General features: G+C 55.6%; 17 protein-coding genes. 10 read left to right on the forward strand and 7 right to left on the reverse strand.

Annotated features, from left to right (window positions below; translation table 11 throughout):
• Positions 1-419: 419 nt before the first annotated feature.
• Both QZQ97_RS03680 and QZQ97_RS03685 read left to right on the forward strand, forming a co-directional pair.
• Entirely contained in the window at positions 420-1,427 is a 1,008-nt protein-coding gene (locus tag QZQ97_RS03680; RefSeq protein WP_311992307.1) for a glycosyltransferase, read from the forward strand.
• A gap of 63 nt (positions 1,428-1,490) precedes the next feature.
• A complete protein-coding gene (locus QZQ97_RS03685; protein ID WP_311992308.1) occupies positions 1,491-1,736 on the forward strand; it encodes a YoaH family protein in 246 nt (81 codons plus the stop codon).
• A 32-nt stretch (positions 1,737-1,768) separates the two neighbouring features.
• Here QZQ97_RS03685 and purT read toward each other — a convergent pair whose 3' ends face one another.
• Positions 1,769-2,947: a formate-dependent phosphoribosylglycinamide formyltransferase gene (purT, locus tag QZQ97_RS03690; protein ID WP_311992309.1), complete on the reverse strand. Its 1,179-nt coding sequence runs from the start codon at positions 2,945-2,947 to the stop codon at positions 1,769-1,771.
• A 241-nt stretch (positions 2,948-3,188) separates the two neighbouring features.
• Here purT and dbpA point away from each other — a divergent pair, with 241 nt between their 5' ends.
• The 4 genes from dbpA (at position 3,189) to yebF (ending at position 5,762) form a co-directional block, all read left to right on the forward strand.
• Positions 3,189-4,571, forward strand: coding sequence for an ATP-dependent RNA helicase DbpA (gene dbpA, locus QZQ97_RS03695; RefSeq protein WP_311992310.1), 1,383 nt, complete (start codon positions 3,189-3,191; stop codon positions 4,569-4,571).
• Between the two features lie 88 nt (positions 4,572-4,659).
• Positions 4,660-4,983 carry a YebG family protein gene (locus tag QZQ97_RS03700; protein ID WP_311992311.1) on the forward strand — a complete coding sequence of 108 codons (324 nt, stop codon included), beginning with the start codon at positions 4,660-4,662 and terminating at the stop codon, positions 4,981-4,983.
• Positions 4,984-5,022: 39 nt separating this feature from the next.
• Positions 5,023-5,331, forward strand: coding sequence for a N(4)-acetylcytidine aminohydrolase (yqfB, locus tag QZQ97_RS03705; protein ID WP_013813352.1), 309 nt, complete (start codon positions 5,023-5,025; stop codon positions 5,329-5,331).
• A gap of 71 nt (positions 5,332-5,402) precedes the next feature.
• On the forward strand, positions 5,403-5,762 hold the full coding sequence (gene yebF / locus QZQ97_RS03710; RefSeq protein WP_311992312.1) for a protein YebF: 360 nt from the start codon (positions 5,403-5,405) through the stop codon (positions 5,760-5,762).
• An 81-nt stretch (positions 5,763-5,843) separates the two neighbouring features.
• Here the strand turns inward: yebF and QZQ97_RS03715 are convergent, their stop codons facing one another.
• The 5 genes from QZQ97_RS03715 to mdtH form a co-directional block, all read right to left on the reverse strand.
• Positions 5,844-6,407, reverse strand: coding sequence for a lipoprotein (locus tag QZQ97_RS03715; RefSeq protein WP_004945593.1), 564 nt, complete (start codon positions 6,405-6,407; stop codon positions 5,844-5,846).
• A gap of 153 nt (positions 6,408-6,560) precedes the next feature.
• Positions 6,561-8,201, reverse strand: coding sequence for an ABC1 kinase family protein (locus QZQ97_RS03720; RefSeq protein WP_311992313.1), 1,641 nt, complete (start codon positions 8,199-8,201; stop codon positions 6,561-6,563).
• A 30-nt stretch (positions 8,202-8,231) separates the two neighbouring features.
• Positions 8,232-8,879: a glutaredoxin 2 gene (grxB, locus tag QZQ97_RS03725; protein WP_311992314.1), complete on the reverse strand. Its 648-nt coding sequence runs from the start codon at positions 8,877-8,879 to the stop codon at positions 8,232-8,234.
• A gap of 128 nt (positions 8,880-9,007) precedes the next feature.
• Entirely contained in the window at positions 9,008-9,256 is a 249-nt protein-coding gene (locus QZQ97_RS03730) for a hypothetical protein (protein ID WP_311992315.1), read from the reverse strand.
• 84 nt (positions 9,257-9,340) lie between these two features.
• Positions 9,341-10,546, reverse strand: a complete 1,206-nt coding sequence (gene mdtH / locus QZQ97_RS03735; RefSeq protein WP_311992316.1) for a multidrug efflux MFS transporter MdtH — start codon at positions 10,544-10,546, stop codon at positions 9,341-9,343.
• 345 nt (positions 10,547-10,891) lie between these two features.
• On the opposite strand from mdtH, the gene rimJ reads away from it, so the two are divergent.
• From rimJ to murJ, 4 genes are all read left to right on the forward strand, one after another.
• Positions 10,892-11,476, forward strand: coding sequence for a ribosomal protein S5-alanine N-acetyltransferase (rimJ, locus tag QZQ97_RS03740; protein WP_126486396.1), 585 nt, complete (start codon positions 10,892-10,894; stop codon positions 11,474-11,476).
• Positions 11,477-11,484: 8 nt separating this feature from the next.
• The gene (locus QZQ97_RS03745) at positions 11,485-12,129 is read left to right on the forward strand and encodes a YceH family protein (protein ID WP_311992317.1); all 645 of its coding nucleotides are present in this window, start codon (positions 11,485-11,487) and stop codon (positions 12,127-12,129) included.
• Entirely contained in the window at positions 12,122-13,042 is a 921-nt protein-coding gene (locus tag QZQ97_RS03750; protein ID WP_311992318.1) for a Gfo/Idh/MocA family protein, read from the forward strand. The genes QZQ97_RS03745 and QZQ97_RS03750 overlap by 8 nt, the downstream gene beginning before the upstream one ends.
• A 121-nt stretch (positions 13,043-13,163) precedes the next feature.
• Positions 13,164-14,699 carry a murein biosynthesis integral membrane protein MurJ gene (gene murJ / locus QZQ97_RS03755; RefSeq protein WP_311992319.1) on the forward strand — a complete coding sequence of 512 codons (1,536 nt, stop codon included), beginning with the start codon at positions 13,164-13,166 and terminating at the stop codon, positions 14,697-14,699.
• A 72-nt stretch (positions 14,700-14,771) separates the two neighbouring features.
• On the opposite strand, the gene argS is transcribed toward murJ, so the two are convergent.
• Positions 14,772-16,502: an arginine--tRNA ligase gene (gene argS, locus QZQ97_RS03760; protein ID WP_311992320.1), complete on the reverse strand. Its 1,731-nt coding sequence runs from the start codon at positions 16,500-16,502 to the stop codon at positions 14,772-14,774.
• Positions 16,503-16,671 lie beyond the last annotated feature (169 nt).

Raw genomic sequence — 16,671 nt, forward strand, 5'->3', positions numbered from 1 at the left:
CTGGCGTAGGAAGCTAAAGCACACTTCACATAAACGGCGATTAAATGGTTTTTCAATGAAGCATTTTTTGCGCCATTGACTAGAATCTTATGTGTTAGAAAATAATAAATTCTGCCGAGGTTAAATCAATTTGGCCTGCGGGACTGATTGAAAAATAAAACGATGAGTTAATTTTATCTTGTTATTATTTCAGGTTGTCATCAAACATGGTGAGAGCAGAGATGTTTTATTGTCAGCAGCATCACAAGCTGGGTTTCGATTGCTCGCATCCTTGTGGCGTTCACCTTTCCTTGCGGGAAATACAGGTTAAAGAAATTCATTTTAGGACAAGACGCATTCATAAAACTTGTTTGATGATTTAACTCCGTTTTTTTAGAAAAAAGAAATATTTATTCGTTACTTTTTGCGAAGAGCTGCCTATGCCCCTAATATTGAGTGTCATTGTCCCGTTACATAACGCGGGTGAACTGTTCGAGCCTTTTATGGCGTCGCTACTGGCCCAGGAGGAACAAAGGCTGGAGGTGATCATCATCAATGATGGTTCTACCGACGGCTCCGGCGCAGCCGCCCATCGCTATGCCCGGCTGCACCCGCATATTACCGTGATCGACCAGCCTAATTCCGGCGTTTCCTGCGCGCGCAATGCGGGCTTGGCTTTCGCGCGGGGGAAATATGTGGCGTTTCCGGATGCGGATGATGTATTGGCACCTGAATTGTATTCAACGTTAGTGGCGTTGGCCGAAGAAGAACAATTAGATGTCATGCAGTGTAATGGGGAACGTTATTTTAGCAGCAGAGATGAATTGCAATCTATAATTCCTCAAAAGCGACTGGGCGACACCGGCGTTATTAGCGGGGCACAGTGGCTAGAACGTGCGTTGAAAACAAGGAAATTTATTCACGTAGTTTGGTTGGCGGTGTATCGTCTTGATTTCATTAAACAGCATCAGTTGTATTTCGAACCGGGTTTGCATCACCAGGATATTCCCTGGACCACTGAGGTGATGTTTAATGCGCAGCGGGTCAAGTACCTCAGCAAAGCCTTGTATCGGCAACGGGTGCACGATCAATCCATCAGCAATCGCCGCCGCACCGGCAAGGCGAACGTGGAATACCAGCGGCACTATATGAAAATAGTGGAAATGCTGGTGGTGCTTAACCAACGTTATGCCGGCAAAATGGTGATTAAGCCAGCTTTTCACTGGCAGATTGCCCGCGAGGCGTTGGGTATTTGCCACAGTATTCGTCGGGAGCCTGAGCTGGCGGCGCAGTGCCAAATCACCGACGAGTTTTATCAGCGCGGCATTGATCGAACGATGGCGGCTAACGCCCGCGGTCTCAAGCAGGGCTGGCATGTTACGTTGTGGTTGCATCGCCTGAAGCAGTGGCAAGGCGGCGACCATTGCTCGCAGCCCGCCGCCGAATAACAGGCGTTGGGATCCGTCGGTTTAAGGCGTATAATCCCTCTCCATTTTGCCGGAGAGAAACACATGCTTGCAGGTATGCCGTCATTGAGTCACCAAGAGCAGCAGGAAGCTGCGGACCGTATCCATCTATTGATGGAACAAGGCATGAGCAGTGGTGAAGCCATCGCGCGCGTCGCGCAGGAAATCCGCGAAAAACACCAGGGCGACCAGGTTACCGTTCTGTTTGATGACGAAGACGAAGACGAAGATTATCAGGAAAGGCCGGACGAGCAGGCTGACGACGATTCGGAAGAAGACGAAAACTATTGATGTAGCAGGGGCCGGCAAGCCGGCCCCGACGTTTACCCCTCGATCACTACCGCGGCGGCAGCCTGCTTGGCTAACGCCACCGCATGCTCTACATTTTCTGCCGTTGCCAATGCCACACCCATCCTGCGTTGCCCGTTAATTTCCGGTTTGCCGAACAAACGCAGCTGATTGTGGCCGCTCAGTGCGCGATCCAAACCGCTGAAACGCAGATCGCTGCTGGTCATCTGCGGCAGGATCACCGCCGAGGCCGAAGGGCCGAACTGGCGAATCGCGCCAATGGGCAGACCAAGGAAGGCGCGAACATGCAGGGCGAATTCGGACAGGTCCTGCGAGATCAACGTCACCATGCCGGTATCGTGCGGGCGCGGCGACACCTCGCTGAAGATCACCTCATCGCCGCAGACGAACAATTCAACGCCGAACAGGCCGAATCCGCCTAACGCCTGCACCACGTTTTGCGCAATTTCCTGCGCACGGTTCAATGCCAGCTCGCTCATCCGTTGCGGTTGCCACGATTCACGATAATCCCCGTCTTCCTGGCGGTGGCCTATGGGTGCACAGAAATGGACACCGTCGATCGCACTGATGGTCAACAGGGTAATTTCAAAATCAAACTTCACCAGACCTTCGACAATCACTCGCCCGCCGCCGGCGCGGCCGCCCTGTTGGGCATAATCCCAGGCGGTTTTAAGCTGATCCGGGCTGCGGATCAGGCTCTGGCCTTTACCGGAGGAACTCATGACCGGTTTGATAATGCACGGATAGCCAATGTCGGCGACGGCCTGCCGGAAGGCTTCTTCGCCGTCGGCAAAGCGGTAGCTGGAGGTTGGCAAGCCCAGGGTTTCAGCGGCCAAACGGCGGATACCTTCACGGTTCATGGTCAGGCGAGTCGCCTCGGCACAGGGCACTACGCGGTGCCCTTGCTGCTCGAGCTCAACCAGCATGCTGGTGGCGATGGCTTCGATCTCCGGCACGATATAATCGGGACGTTCCTGTTCAATCAGGGCTTTCAGCGCGTTGCCGTCCAGCATATTGATGACGTGGCTGCGGTGCGCCACATGCATGGCCGGCGCGTCCGCATAGCGGTCTACGGCAACCACTTCCAGTCCTAAACGCTGGCATTCGATGGCAACTTCTTTACCCAACTCGCCGGAGCCGAGCAGCATGACGCGGGTGGCGGACGGGCGCAGGGCGGTTCCAATAGTTAACATAGTCTCGTACCTGGATCTGTGGATTTAACGCGGTCTGATAATGGATGTGCAGTATATACGAAAACGTTTGCGCATGCAGGCGGGGAGATGGAGGGCGATGTTATTGCCAAAAAAGCCTATCCGGCGGCTTTTTTTATGCATGAAATCCGTAAACCCTACTATCTCTGTTATCATCTGCGGCTGATTCGGCGCCAACCCGTGGGCGCGCCGCCATTCCATTTGCCATATAAGAGTTATCGCCGTGAGCACAGTATCTTTTTCTTCCCTGCCGCTGCCAGCCGAACAGTTGGCCAACCTCAACGAACTGGGGTACGCCGAAATGACGCCGGTGCAGGCCGCCGCGTTGCCCGCCATCCTGAAAGGGCAGGACGTACGTGCCAAAGCAAAAACCGGCAGCGGTAAAACGGCGGCGTTCGGCATCGGCCTGCTGGACAAAATCAATGTTTCCCAGGTAGCGGCACAAGCGTTGATCTTGTGTCCGACACGCGAACTGGCTGACCAGGTAAGCAAAGAGTTGCGTCGGCTGGCGCGTTTCACCCAGAACATCAAAATCCTTACCCTGTGCGGCGGCCAACCGATGGGACCACAGCTCGATTCGCTAGTGCACGCGCCGCATATCGTGGTGGGCACGCCGGGGCGTATTCAGGAGCATTTGCGCAAGAAAACGCTAGTGTTGGATGAATTGAAAGTGCTGGTGCTGGACGAAGCCGATCGCATGCTGGACATGGGCTTTGCCGATGACATCGACGACGTGATCAGTTACACCCCGCCACAGCGCCAGACTCTGTTGTTCTCGGCAACCTACCCGAGCGGCATTGAGCGCATCAGCGCCCGCGTGCAGCGTGAGCCGTTGAATGTGGAAGTGGACGATGGCGACGATCAGACCTCCATTGAACAACGCTTCTACGAGACTACCCGCGATCAGCGCCCGGCGGTGCTGGTGTCCGCCATTCGTCATTATCAGCCTTCTTCCTGCGTGGTGTTTTGCAACACCAAGCGCGATTGCCAGAGCGTATATGAAGCGCTGGAAGCCCGTGGTATCAGCGTATCGGCTCTGCATGGCGATTTGGAACAGCGCGATCGCGATCAGGTGTTGGTGCGTTTTGCCAACCGCAGCTGCCGGGTGCTGGTAGCGACCGACGTAGCCGCTCGCGGGCTGGATATCAAAGAGCTGGAGCTGGTGGTCAACTATGAGCTGGCGTTTGATCCGGAAGTACACGTACACCGTATTGGCCGTACTGGCCGCGCGGGCCTGAACGGCCTGGCGATCAGCCTGTGTACGCCGCAGGAGATGGAGCGTGCGCATGCGGTCGAGGAGTACCAGCGCAAGGCGGTCAACTGGGCGCCGGTGTCTGAACTGAGCGGTGCTTCGAACACCACGCTGGAGGCCGAAATGGTCACCCTGTGCATCGACGGCGGGCGAAAAGCCAAAATTCGCCCTGGCGACATTCTCGGTGCCTTGACCGGCGACGCCGGGTTGACGGCCGCTGAAGTGGGCAAAATCGACATGTTCCCGGTACACGCCTATGTGGCGATCCGCAAGGCCAGCGCTCGCAAGGCGCTGCAACAGCTTCAGCAGGGCAAAATCAAAGGCAAGAACTGCAAGGTGCGGTTGTTGAAATAATCCGCGTCAGGGATGCGCTTGCATCCCTGCGTAAAATCACCTTATACTGTATATAAATACAGTATTCTAACCTTTGAGGAATGCACACATGGCCGTTGAAGTAAAATATGTGGTGGTGAGAAACGGTGAGGAAAAGATGACTTTCGCGACCAAGAAAGAAGCCGATGCTTACGACAAAATGCTGGACCTGGCGGACAGTCTCGGTGAATGGCTGCAGCAGGCGCCTCTGAACCTGGATGACGAGCAGCGTGAAGGGCTGAGCTTCTTCCTGGCGGAGCATAAAGACGTGCTGGGGCAGATTCTGCGTGGTGCCGCGCCGGCGGAAGCACCGAAGAAACCGACCAAAGTGAAAACGGAAAAATCCGTCGCTACCTCAAAAGAGGGGTCTGCGTCAGAAAAGCAGGCAGCATAATGACTTATGTTGCGGCAATGTGATGAAAAAGGATCTAGAATGACCCGTGGAATAACTTTCTTCAGTCGCTTTGAGCAAGACATTCTGGCCGGGCTCAAGACCATTACTCTCCGGGACGCCAGTGAGTCCCACTTTCAGCCCGGTGAGGTATTGCGCGTTAGCCGTAATGAAGACGACGTATTTTTCTGCTTTATTGAAGTGCTGTCAGTCACACCGGTTCACCTGGATGCGCTAACCGAACAGCATGCCAAACAAGAAAATATGTCGCTCAGCGAGCTGAAGCAGGTGATCAAGGAAATCTATCCGGGGTTGGATGAGCTGTTTGTCATCAGCTTTGTCAAACGCTGATCCTTTGCCAGACCTGTTGTGAGCCAGGAGGCAAATGCCCATGGACAGTGTCAATCACAACTGGAGGGCATATGAAAAGAACGGGACTGAGTGTGGCCGTAGCGCTGTTGGCCATGGTGGGTTTGACGACGGCGGTACAGGCACAAGAGCAACGCACGGCCAAAGTGGCGCAATGCACCGGCCTGCAACCGACAGACGTCGCCGCTCAGGTAAAACGCGATTATCTGCAGAACCGCATCACGCGCTGGGCATCGGATAAAAAGTTGCTGGGTACGGCCACCCCGATAGCCTGGATCAGCCCGGAAGCCATTACCGGCAAGGACGCGATCTGGCAGGTGCCGTTGACGGTACGGGGCACCAAGCAGGATAAAACCTATAACGTTACCCTTGACTGCAACACGGGTGAAATCACCTACAGCGAACCGCAGTAACGCCGCTGTTTTCAGGTTATCGCCTGCCTGAAAATAATAAACCCGCCTTATCAGCGGGTTTTTTGGTTTTAGCGGTTTGCCTTAGTCAGTGAATGGAATAACCAGTTCACCGGGCTTCACTTCCAGTCCTTTTGCCAGCTTTTTCGCCAGCGCTTCGGTCTTGCTGTTATCCGGGTTTAACACGTAGGCCGGTTTTTGATCGAAGTAGGATTTCAGCGACTGATTCAGGTAAGGAGTCAGCGCTTTCATCACCGTCTGCATTTTTTCCGGTTGCACGCTATAGTCGGTCAGCTCCATATCTTTCAGGAATACCGCGCCTTGCTCGCGATCGTAGACCGGTTGCGCCTTCAACGTCAGTTTCAGATCTGCCGTCTGCGGGCCGAGGATCGAGCTGATATTCACCTTGGCATCGCCGGAAAGGGTGACCTTGCCGGGCTCACTGCGGCCAATCTGGCTTTTTAACTGAGTCAGCACAATATTGGCGTCCAGCAGCCCCGGCACGCCGATTTGCTTCTGATAATCGTTGTGCTTTTGCAGGTAATCATTCACTTCCTGTTCACTGAGTGTGTATTGAGTGAGTTGATTACAACCGGCCAATACGCCGGCGAACAGCAGGGCGGCCGCGCCCATCAGAATCTTCTTCATTTGTGCCTCGTTGCTACTGCCAACAAAATGCTGCAGATAATTGATTTGTCATTATAAACGGTCACCGCCTGCGAGGGAAATCCCTGGCGGTGGCAAGCAGAATGATAGTGCGCGTGAAAGAGGGCATCACCTATCGGATAACGCTGAAACTGCTCAGCGCCGCAGACGCAACGCCAACAACAGTACGCCGCCCAAACAGGCCAGCCCACCCAACGCGGGAAACAGCGGAATGCCCCATAGCCGCAGCGAAGCGTGCATCAGGTAGGGCGCAAGCCCCAGCGCGAAGGCTGCGGTGACAATGGCGATAGCCAGCGTGACGGCCGCACGTTCCAGAGCCTTGCTCAACTGATCGATATTCTTGACGTTGATGTCGGCGCCGATTTGCCCCCGCTTTAAACGACGTATCAGCAGTCGCAGGGTTTGCGGGAGTTCTTCACCGGCATCCAGCGCTTCTGCACCCAACGCCAGCATGCGTCGCTGCACCGCGTCGGGGGAGTAACGCTGCAACATCACTTGCTGCAGCATGGGTTTCAACGTGGCGATAATATCAAAGTTGGGATCGAGCCGGTGCAGCACGCCGTCTGCGGTGATCAACGCCTTGAACAGCAACACCAGGTCCGGCGGCATCGCCAGTTGGTGCTCACGTGCCATTACCAGCAGATCGGTCAACGCCTTGCCTAATGTCAGGGTGGCGGAGGCTTGCTTATCGAGGAAGTTTTGCGCCGCCAGTTCCAGATCCAACAGATCCAGCGGATCGCTGTCCGACCAGGCAATCAGGGTATTAACGATGCCAGCGGACTCGCGTTCGGCGATGGATTGCAACAGAAGTAACAGTTGATTGCGACGCCGCTCGGAAAGCTGCCCCACCATGCCGAAATCGATAAAACCGACGCGGTTACCCGCTAACGCCATGACGTTGCCGGGATGAGGGTCGGCGTGGTAAAGGCGATGTTCCAGCACCATTTTCATAAAAGCTTGTGCGCCGCGTTGCGCCAGTAACGGGCCGTCAAACCCGGCCGCCGCTAACTGCTGCGGGTTCTCCGGTGCGGTACCGGGCAAGAATTCCTGAACCAGCAGCCGTTTTGACGACCATTGCCAGTAAATCTTCGGGATTGCGACCTCAGGTTGCTGAGTAAAGCATTCAGCAATACGTTCGCAGTTATTGCCTTCGTGGGTCAAGTCCAGTTCGTGATTGAGTGCGGTCGCCAGTGCTCGCACCATCTGGCGTGGGCGGTAACGGGCCAGCGCCGGGCTTTGCTGTTCAACGGTTTCCGCCAGGTAAGTCAGCAGGCGTAAATCGGCGTGAATGGTTTTCGCCAGGCCCGGTCGCAGCACCTTGATCACCACCGCTTCCCCGCTGTGCAGGCGTGCGCGGTAAATTTGCGCCATCGAGGCCGCGGCCAGCGGCGTGCTGTCAAACTCGGCAAACAGGTTGTGCGGGTCGGTGCCAAGATCGGCCGTGATTTGCGCTGCCAGCTCGCTCCATGGGAGGGTCGACGCCTGACTGTGCAAGCGATCAAGCTCGTCGGTCCAACTTGAGTCAAGCAGGTCCGAACGGGTTGCCAGAATCTGTCCGAATTTGACGAAGGTAGGCCCCAGGGCCTCCAGCGCGGCGCGCAAACGCTGCGGCAAGGTTTGGTTGTCTTGTTGATCTCCGCCGTTATCGGCCCCGCTAAGCAGGGAGCTCAAGCCCAGCAGGCGAATGATATCCTGCAATCCGTAGCGGATTAACACCGAGGAAATCTCTTTCAGTCGCGCCCGGTCGCGGGCGGTGACCAACACCATTTTCAGCATATGCGCGCTATGTCCTTATTGCGAAAGGGGTCACTGTTCCATATCGAGCAGCAACGGGACATCACTGAGTTGCGCCATACGGTTGCGGTAGGTCTCCACGTTATCCGGCATCGTAACCCCGGCGACGATCGACAGAGAACGCAGCAGCGGAAACAGCTGAATGTCATCTTCCGACAACGTGCCATTCACCGCATCAGAGGCGACAATCAGGCCGGAAAGCGCCTGGAGATCGATCTCCAGTTCAGCAATGAGATCGGCGCTGTTGGCCAGGTGTTCGGCAAAATCACCGATCGAGGCCTGTTTCTTGTGGGCAAAGTATTGGCGTGCGCTGTCAGTGGCGAACTCTTCGAAATCGGCATTGGCAATGCGCGGCAGCAGTAATTTTGCGGAGTAAGCACCGACCCGTTGCAGCCAGTCGGCGATGGCCGGGTTGGTTTTGCCTGTCAGTAGCGGCCGGCCGTCGAGGTTATCGACGTAGCGCACGATATCCATGCTTTCCGGCAGGTAACTGCCATCGTCTTTTTGCAGAATGGGCGCCATTTTCTTGCCAATCATGCTGATGGGCGTGGCTTCATCATCGTTCAACAAGGTGACGAGGCGGACAGGCAGATTCTTCAGGCCGAAAATCATGCGGGCTTTAACGCAGAATGGGCAATGATCGTAGATAAACAGTTTCATGCTTGCTCCGGTTGTCAGGTTTGAACAGCAATAGTTATCACAGCATACTGAGGCTGTCGCGAAGAGTTGTGTTGGAAGGTGCGTTATTGTGGCGTGGCCCGCGCATTACGCGCAGGCCATGGCAGAGATTATTTTTTGGTCTGCACTGAATTGATGACGTCTATCAGGTGTGTGCGCGCCTCTTCCAAATCGATTTTATCGCGATCGTTGGCTGCGTTGACTATCTGCAACTGCTTGATGATGTCACTCTTCAGAGTGGCATTTTCAGCAATGATATGAGCCAGGGCTTTTTCTACCAACGTTGAGCGCGCGTAGATCATGCGCAGGTTAAGTACCATGTGTTCCAGCAGTTGCGGTAATTTTTCTTGATCTGTCATTGCCAACTTCTCCTGTTCCCGTTTTTACTATCAGGATAGCAGCTCTGGGAAATTCGGCTGATTTTCTGGCAACTTAGAGAAAAATCAGCCGCCACGCAGGATCGCCGGTGCGGCAGTGCGCGGATTGAACTGCCAGTACAGAGCTAACAGTGTGATAAAACCCACGATACCCAGCAGGATCCACGGCAGTTCGGGCATATTCATCGTCCGACCGGTGTCGTACATCCAACCGCCGCCGGTGTAGCCGATCGCGCCGCCCAAAGCCAGTCCGAGACGGCTGAATCCCATATAGCTACCGCGTGCGCGCGGATCCGCCAGTGAGGCGCTGAGGGTTTCCCGCGCCGGTTCGGCGATGATGGAACCGAGGTAGAAACAGCAGATCAGGATGAAGACGCCCTGCAGGCTGGTCGCCAGGCCGACGGGCAGCAGGCTGAGGGTCATCAGCAGCAGGCCTGCCATCAACCGTTGTTCCAGGCGAAAACGCTTTTCGCTCCAGCGTGCCAGCGGGTAGAGCAGCGACAGCGACAGCGCGGCCTCAATGGCATACATCCATTTTACCGCCGCCGGCGAACCGGCGATTTCATTGACCACGATAGGCAACATCAGCATCACCTGAACCGATAGCATGTAGTACCCGGTCAGCGTCAGCACATAAGTCAGGAAACGGCGGTCGCGCAGCACGCGCATCATGCCTTCTTTCATCGGGGCGCGCACGGTGGAAATGCGGTAAGCCGGCAGCAGCCAGGCGTTCCAACCTGCCGCCAGCACGAAAATGGCCGCGCCAACCCAGCAAACAAAGTGGAAATCATATTGCAGCAGCCAACTGCCGATCAGGGCGCCAATCACCGCGCCGGCGCTATCTTGCATCATCAACAGAGAATAAAAGCGACCGCGTTCATGCGGGCGGGTGAGCTTAATCACCAGCGCGGTACGCGGTGGATCAAACAGCGTGCCGCCGAGTGCGGAAAGGGCGCAAGAGAACCACAGCAGCCAGGGTTCATCGGCCATCGCCATGGTGGCGAAGCCTGCCGCGCGCATCAGCATGCCGGTGACGATCATCGGTTTGGCGCCGAACCGGTCGGCTATCGCACCGCCGAAGATCCCCAACCCTTGCTGAATCAACTGCCGCAAACCCAGGGCGACGCCAACCACCACCGCTGCCCAGCCGAGTTGATCGACAAAGCGAATTGAAATAAGCGGAAAGACCACAAAAAAACCCAAAACCACTAACAGATTATCGAGTAACAGGAAATATTTACCCAAGCTCCGAGCTTGCGATACCAGAGACATGCTTCACCACGAGCAATTAAGAGGGAGAGGAGAGCGACCCGTCTAGTTTGTACCCAATGCCCGGAGGCCGATAGGGGGCAGGTAGATAATATTTTTTTATCGTCAATACGTTACCCGTACGGCAAAACAGCACGAAAATAGCCGTAAAATGATTAATCGCTTATTTACTGAGCTGTCGGGGTTTTACCTCCAGGGCAGGCTACGGTTATATTAAATGAGGGGAAGTGCGGTTCTGCGCCGGTCGTTGAAAAATAATGGCTCAGGATATGATCGTTACGGGATTATTATCCGGTCGCGCACCCAATAAATACTTCTTATCGAACCGTTCTGACCGCGGGGGAAATGATGTTTGGCTACCGCTCTGCATCACCAAAAGTACGTCTCATCACCGACCGACAGGTCGTGCGTTTGGTTCATGAACGCGATGCTTACCGTCTGGCGGAATACTATGCCGAGAACCGGGCTTTCCTGAAGCCCTGGGAGCCGGTCCGGGATGAAAGCCATTGTTATCCTTCCGGCTGGCAGGCGCGGCTGGGGATGATCACTGAAATGCAAAAGCAGGGCAGCGCTTACTATTTTATCCTGCTCGATCCGGAAGAAAATGAAGTGCGGGGCGTGGCGAACTTCAGCAACGTACTGCGCGGATCGTTTCATGCCTGTTTTCTCGGCTATTCGTTGGCTGAAAAGTGGCAAGGGCAGGGCTTGATGTATGAAGCCCTGCAGTCTGCGATCCGCTATATGCTGCGTCAACAACGCATGCACCGCATTATGGCCAACTATATGCCGCACAATCAGCGCAGTGGCGCGCTGCTCACTCGTCTGGGATTTGAACGTGAAGGTTATGCCAAGGATTATCTGCTGATCGACGGGCAGTGGCAGGATCACGTCCTGACGGCATTCACCAATAAAGAATGGCTACCGCCACGCTGAGACCAAAAATGAAATACGAATTAAGCGCTAAAGAAGCCAGAGTGATTGGCTGCCTGCTGGAAAAACAGGTAACCACGCCGGACCAGTATCCTCTCTCCCTGAATGGGATCACCCTCGCGTGCAACCAGAAAACCAACCGCGAACCGGTGATGGATCTGACGGAAAGCGAAGTGCAGCAAGTTCTCGACCTGCTGTTAAAAAAACATTTTTTGCGAACGCTGAGCGGCTTCGGTAACCGGGTAGTCAAGTATGAACACCGTTTTTGCAACTCGGAATTCGGCCAACTGAAACTGTCTGCCGCCGAACTGGCGGTGATAGCCACCCTGTTGCTGCGCGGCGCGCAAACTCCCGGTGAATTGCGTACCCGTACCAACCGCATGCATGAATTCAGTGATGTTTCTGAAGTGGAACTGGTGCTGCAGCAGTTGAGTGTCCGTGAGGATGGGCCGTTTGTCGTGCGTTTGGCCCGGGAGCCGGGCAAGCGCGAAAGCCGCTTTATGCATCTGTTCAGTGGGCCGATTGATGAGGCGGCGGCGGAGGCTGTGGCGACCGGTGACGCTGAATTGAGTGAGCGCGTCAGCGTGCTGGAAAACGAAGTCGCAGAATTGAAACAGCAGTTGCAGGCGTTACTGGCTCGGGGGCAGCATGACTAAATTACGCGTTGGCGTGGTGGGGCTGGGTGGCATCGCGCAAAAAGCCTATCTGCCGATCCTCTCACAGGCAGCGGATTGGACGCTGGTTGGCGGGTTTTCCCCTAATCAGCAAAAAGCACAGCCGATATGCGACAGCTACCGAATGGCCTGTTTTTCCAGTCTGGATAGCCTGGCGCAGCAGTGTGACGCGGTGTTTGTTCACAGCAGCACCGCCAGCCATTTTCAGGTGATAAGCGAACTGCTGCGTCATGGCGTGCATGTTTACGTCGATAAACCGCTGGCGGAGACCGTGGAACAGGGCGAACAGCTACTGGCCCTGGCTGAAAAACAGGGCAAGGCGCTGATGGTTGGCTTTAACCGTCGCTTTGCACCGCTGTACCGTCAGTTGAAGCAGGATATGAACCAACCGGCGTCGATTCGTATGGATAAACATCGTGCCGACAGCGTCGGACCCAACGATACGCGTTTTACCCTGCTGGACGATTACCTGCACGTGGTGGACACCGCACTGTGGTTGGGTGGTGACGCTGGGCAACGGCTTAGCGGTAGTCTGCGCATTAACGATGCCGGTGAGTTGGTTTATGCCGAACACCATTTTGAATGCGGAGAAACGCTGGTGACCACCAGTATGCATCGTCGGGCCGGCAGCCAGCGCGAAAGCGTACAGGCGGTAGCGGACGGCGCAATCTATCAAGTCAACGATATGCGTCAGTGGCTGCGGGAAGATTCACAAGGCGTGCTGGAACAGCCGGCACCCGGCTGGCAAACTACGCTGGCGCAGCGCGGTTTTGACGGCGCGATCCGTCATTTCCTGGACTCCGTCAGTAACCAAACACTGCCGGAAACTGCCGGAGAGCAGGCGATCGCTGCCCAGCGGGTGATTGAACGCCTGTTGCGAGACGCCAATTTGTAACATAACTCCATGTAACATATGAGAGTAGCTATTCTGCGACGTACGGGTAAACTTAGCCGCTAGTTTTACTGACGCCTGCTGATGCAGGCGTCGACATTTACGGGACACATCAGACAACCACATGAACCTACTCAAATCACTGGCCGCCGTGAGCTCTATGACGATGTTTTCACGGGTGCTGGGCTTTGCCCGTGACGCCATAGTGGCGCGCGTGTTTGGTGCCGGTATGGCGACGGATGCCTTCTTCGTGGCGTTCAAACTGCCCAACCTGCTGCGCCGCATTTTTGCCGAAGGCGCATTTTCTCAGGCCTTTGTGCCGATCCTGGCCGAATATAAAACCCAGCAGGGTGAGGAGGCGACTCGGACCTTCATCGCCTACGTTTCCGGCTTGCTCACGCTGGTACTGGCGGTGGTCACCGTATTGGGGATGCTGGCTGCCCCTTGGGTGATCTACATTACCGCGCCGGGCTTCGTTGATTCGCCGGACAAGTTCGCGCTGACGTCGTCGCTGTTGCGCATCACTTTCCCCTATATTCTGCTGATTTCACTGGCTTCGCTGGTGGGTTCGATCCTCAATACCTGGAACCGTTTTTCGATCCCGGCCTTTGCGCCGACGTTGTTGAACGTCAGCATGATCGGCTTTGCGCTGTTTGCCGCACCTTATTTCAACCCACCGGTGCTGGCGTTGGCCTGGGCGGTGGTGGTGGGGGGCGTGCTGCAACTGGGCTACCAGCTTCCGCACCTGAAAAAAATCGGCATGCTGGTATTGCCGCGCCTCAAGCTGGGCGATGCCGGCGTATGGCGAGTGATGCGCCAAATGGGGCCGGCGATCTTTGGCGTTTCGGTAAGCCAGATCTCGCTGATTATCAATACCATTTTCGCCTCGTTTCTGGTCTCGGGCTCGGTATCCTGGATGTACTATGCCGATCGTCTGATGGAGTTTCCTTCCGGCGTGCTGGGCGTGGCGTTGGGTACTATCCTGCTGCCGTCGCTGGCCAGGAGTTTTTCCAGCGGTAACCACGATGAGTATTCGCGCCTGATGGACTGGGGGTTGCGCCTGTGCTTCCTGCTGGCGCTGCCGAGCGCTATTGCCCTGGGGATATTGGCCAAACCCTTGACCGTATCGCTGTTCCAGTACGGCAAGTTCAGCGCCTTTGACGCAGCCATGACCCAGCGTGCGCTGGTGGCGTACTCGATAGGCTTGATGGGATTGATCGTGGTGAAGGTATTGGCGCCGGGCTTCTATTCGCGGCAGGACATCAAAACGCCGGTGAAAATCGCCATTATCACACTGATCATGACGCAGGTGATGAATCTGATGTTTATCGGCCCGCTAAAGCATGCCGGCCTTTCGTTGTCGATTGGGTTGGGAGCTTGTCTTAACGCTTCGCTGCTGTACTGGCAGTTGCGTAAGCAAAAAATTTTCCACCCGCAGCCGGGCTGGGCAACATTCCTCACCAAACTGGTGATTGCGGTGATCGTGATGTCAGTGGTGTTGGTGGGTGTGATGTGGCTGATGCCGGCCTGGGATCAGGGCAACATGCTGGAGCGTCTGCTGCGGTTGGCGGTGGTGGTGGTGGCCGGCGTGGTCGCCTATTTTGGCGTGTTGGCCGGTTTGGGCTTCCGCCCGCGGGACTTCGCGCGCCGGGTGGCATAAACGGGATCCCCGGTAGCCATTGCGCAAAAAAAGGGTCGCCTCGGCGACCCTTTCTCGTTTTCAAACGTTGCCTTACATGCGTTCGACGGTGTCGATACCCAGAGTATCCAGACCGGTTTTCAGCGTCCTGGCGGTCAACAATGCCAGTTTCAGGCGGCTTTGACGCGCTTCTTCACTGTCTGCATTCAGGATTTGGCAATGTTCGTAGAAGCCAGAGAACAGGCCTGCCAGGTCATACAGGTACGTACACATCACGTGCGGCGTGCCATCGCGTGCCACCGTGGTGATAACTTCTTCAAATTGCAGCAGACGGGTCGCCAGCGCAATCTCACGCTCTTCGCTCATCACCAGCGGCAGCGTCAGGTTGCTCTCATCGAGACCGGCACGTTTGAATACCGAGGCCACGCGGGTATAGGCATATTGCATGTAAGGGGCGGTGTTGCCCTCAAACGCCAGCATATTGTCCCAGTCGAAGATGTAGTCGGTCGTACGGCTTTTTGACAGATCGGCGTATTTAACTGCGCCGATACCGACCACGTTCGCCAGGTGTTGCATTTCTTCTGCCGGCATATCCGGGTTTTTCTCGGCAATCAGTTTGCCGGCGCGATCGATAGCTTCATCCAGCAGATCGGACAGCCTCACCGTACCGCCTGCACGGGTTTTGAACGGCTTGCCGTCTTTGCCCAACATCATGCCGAACATATGGTGTTCCAACGAGAGGGAATCCGGGATGTAACCGGCTTTACGCACGATGGTCCATGCCTGCATCAGATGCTGGTGCTGGCGGGAGTCGATGTAGTACAGCACGCGATCTGCGCCCAGCGTTTCATAGCGGTACTTGGCGCAGGCGATATCGGTGGTGGTGTACAGGTAGCCGCCATCCTTCTTCTGGATGATGACACCCATAGGTTCGCCGTCTTTATTCTGGTATTCGTCGAGAAATACCACGGTGGCACCTTCGCTTTCCACCGCCAGTCCCTTGGCTTTCAGATCGGCGACGATACCCGGCAGCATCGCGTTATACAGGCTCTCGCCCATGACGTCGTCTTCGGTCAGGGTGACATTCAGGCGGTTATAGGTTAGCTGGTTTTGCGCCATGGTGATGTCGACCAGCTTACGCCACATTTTCAGGCAGTATTGATCGCCGCCCTGCAATTTCACCACGTAGGCGCGGGCGCGTTCGGCGAAATCAGCATCTTCGTCGTAGTGTTTCTTCGCTTCACGATAGAATTGCTCCAGATCGGACAGGCCCATGTCGCTGGCATTTTCATTCTGCATTTTTTCCAGGTAGGCAATCAGCATGCCGAACTGGGTGCCCCAATCGCCGACGTGGTTGGCGCGGATCACTTTATGGCCCAGGAATTCCTGAGTGCGTGCGGCGGCGTCGCCGATAATGGTCGAACGCAAGTGACCGACGTGCATCTCTTTCGCCACGTTGGGCGCGGAGTAGTCGATGACAATGGTTTGTTGTTTAACCGGTGCAATGCCAAGCTTTGGCGCACTCAGTACTTGATCGACCTGCTGCGCAACCCATTCGCCGTTCAGGAAGATATTAATAAAGCCGGGGCCGGCAATTTCTACTTTGCTGGCGATGTCGCCGAGATCAAGCAGCTGTACCACTTTTTCCGCCAACTGGCGTGGTGGCATGCCGAGTTTCTTGGCTACGGACATCACGCCGTTGGCCTGATAGTCGCCAAATTGTGCTTTTGCTGACTGACGGACCTGCGCTTCGCAATCGGCGGGCGCGCCTGCGGCAATCAACGCCTGGCTGACTTTATCTGAAAGAAGAACCTGAATATTCACCGGGTTACCTTAATGACGAACGAGGGGCCGTATGCCATGCCCCTTCGGGATTCAAAGGTGGTTTTCTGGCTGCGCGTCGAGACGGCGGCCCACCACAAAACAGCCTGTAATTGTAACCGATCTGATGTGTTACGTCAGCAGTTGGCGCGGGAGAGAAGGCGAAAGTGCA

It is taken from the genome of Serratia sp. root2, from assembly GCF_031931805.1.
GTDB lineage: Bacteria > Pseudomonadota > Gammaproteobacteria > Enterobacterales > Enterobacteriaceae > Serratia > Serratia inhibens.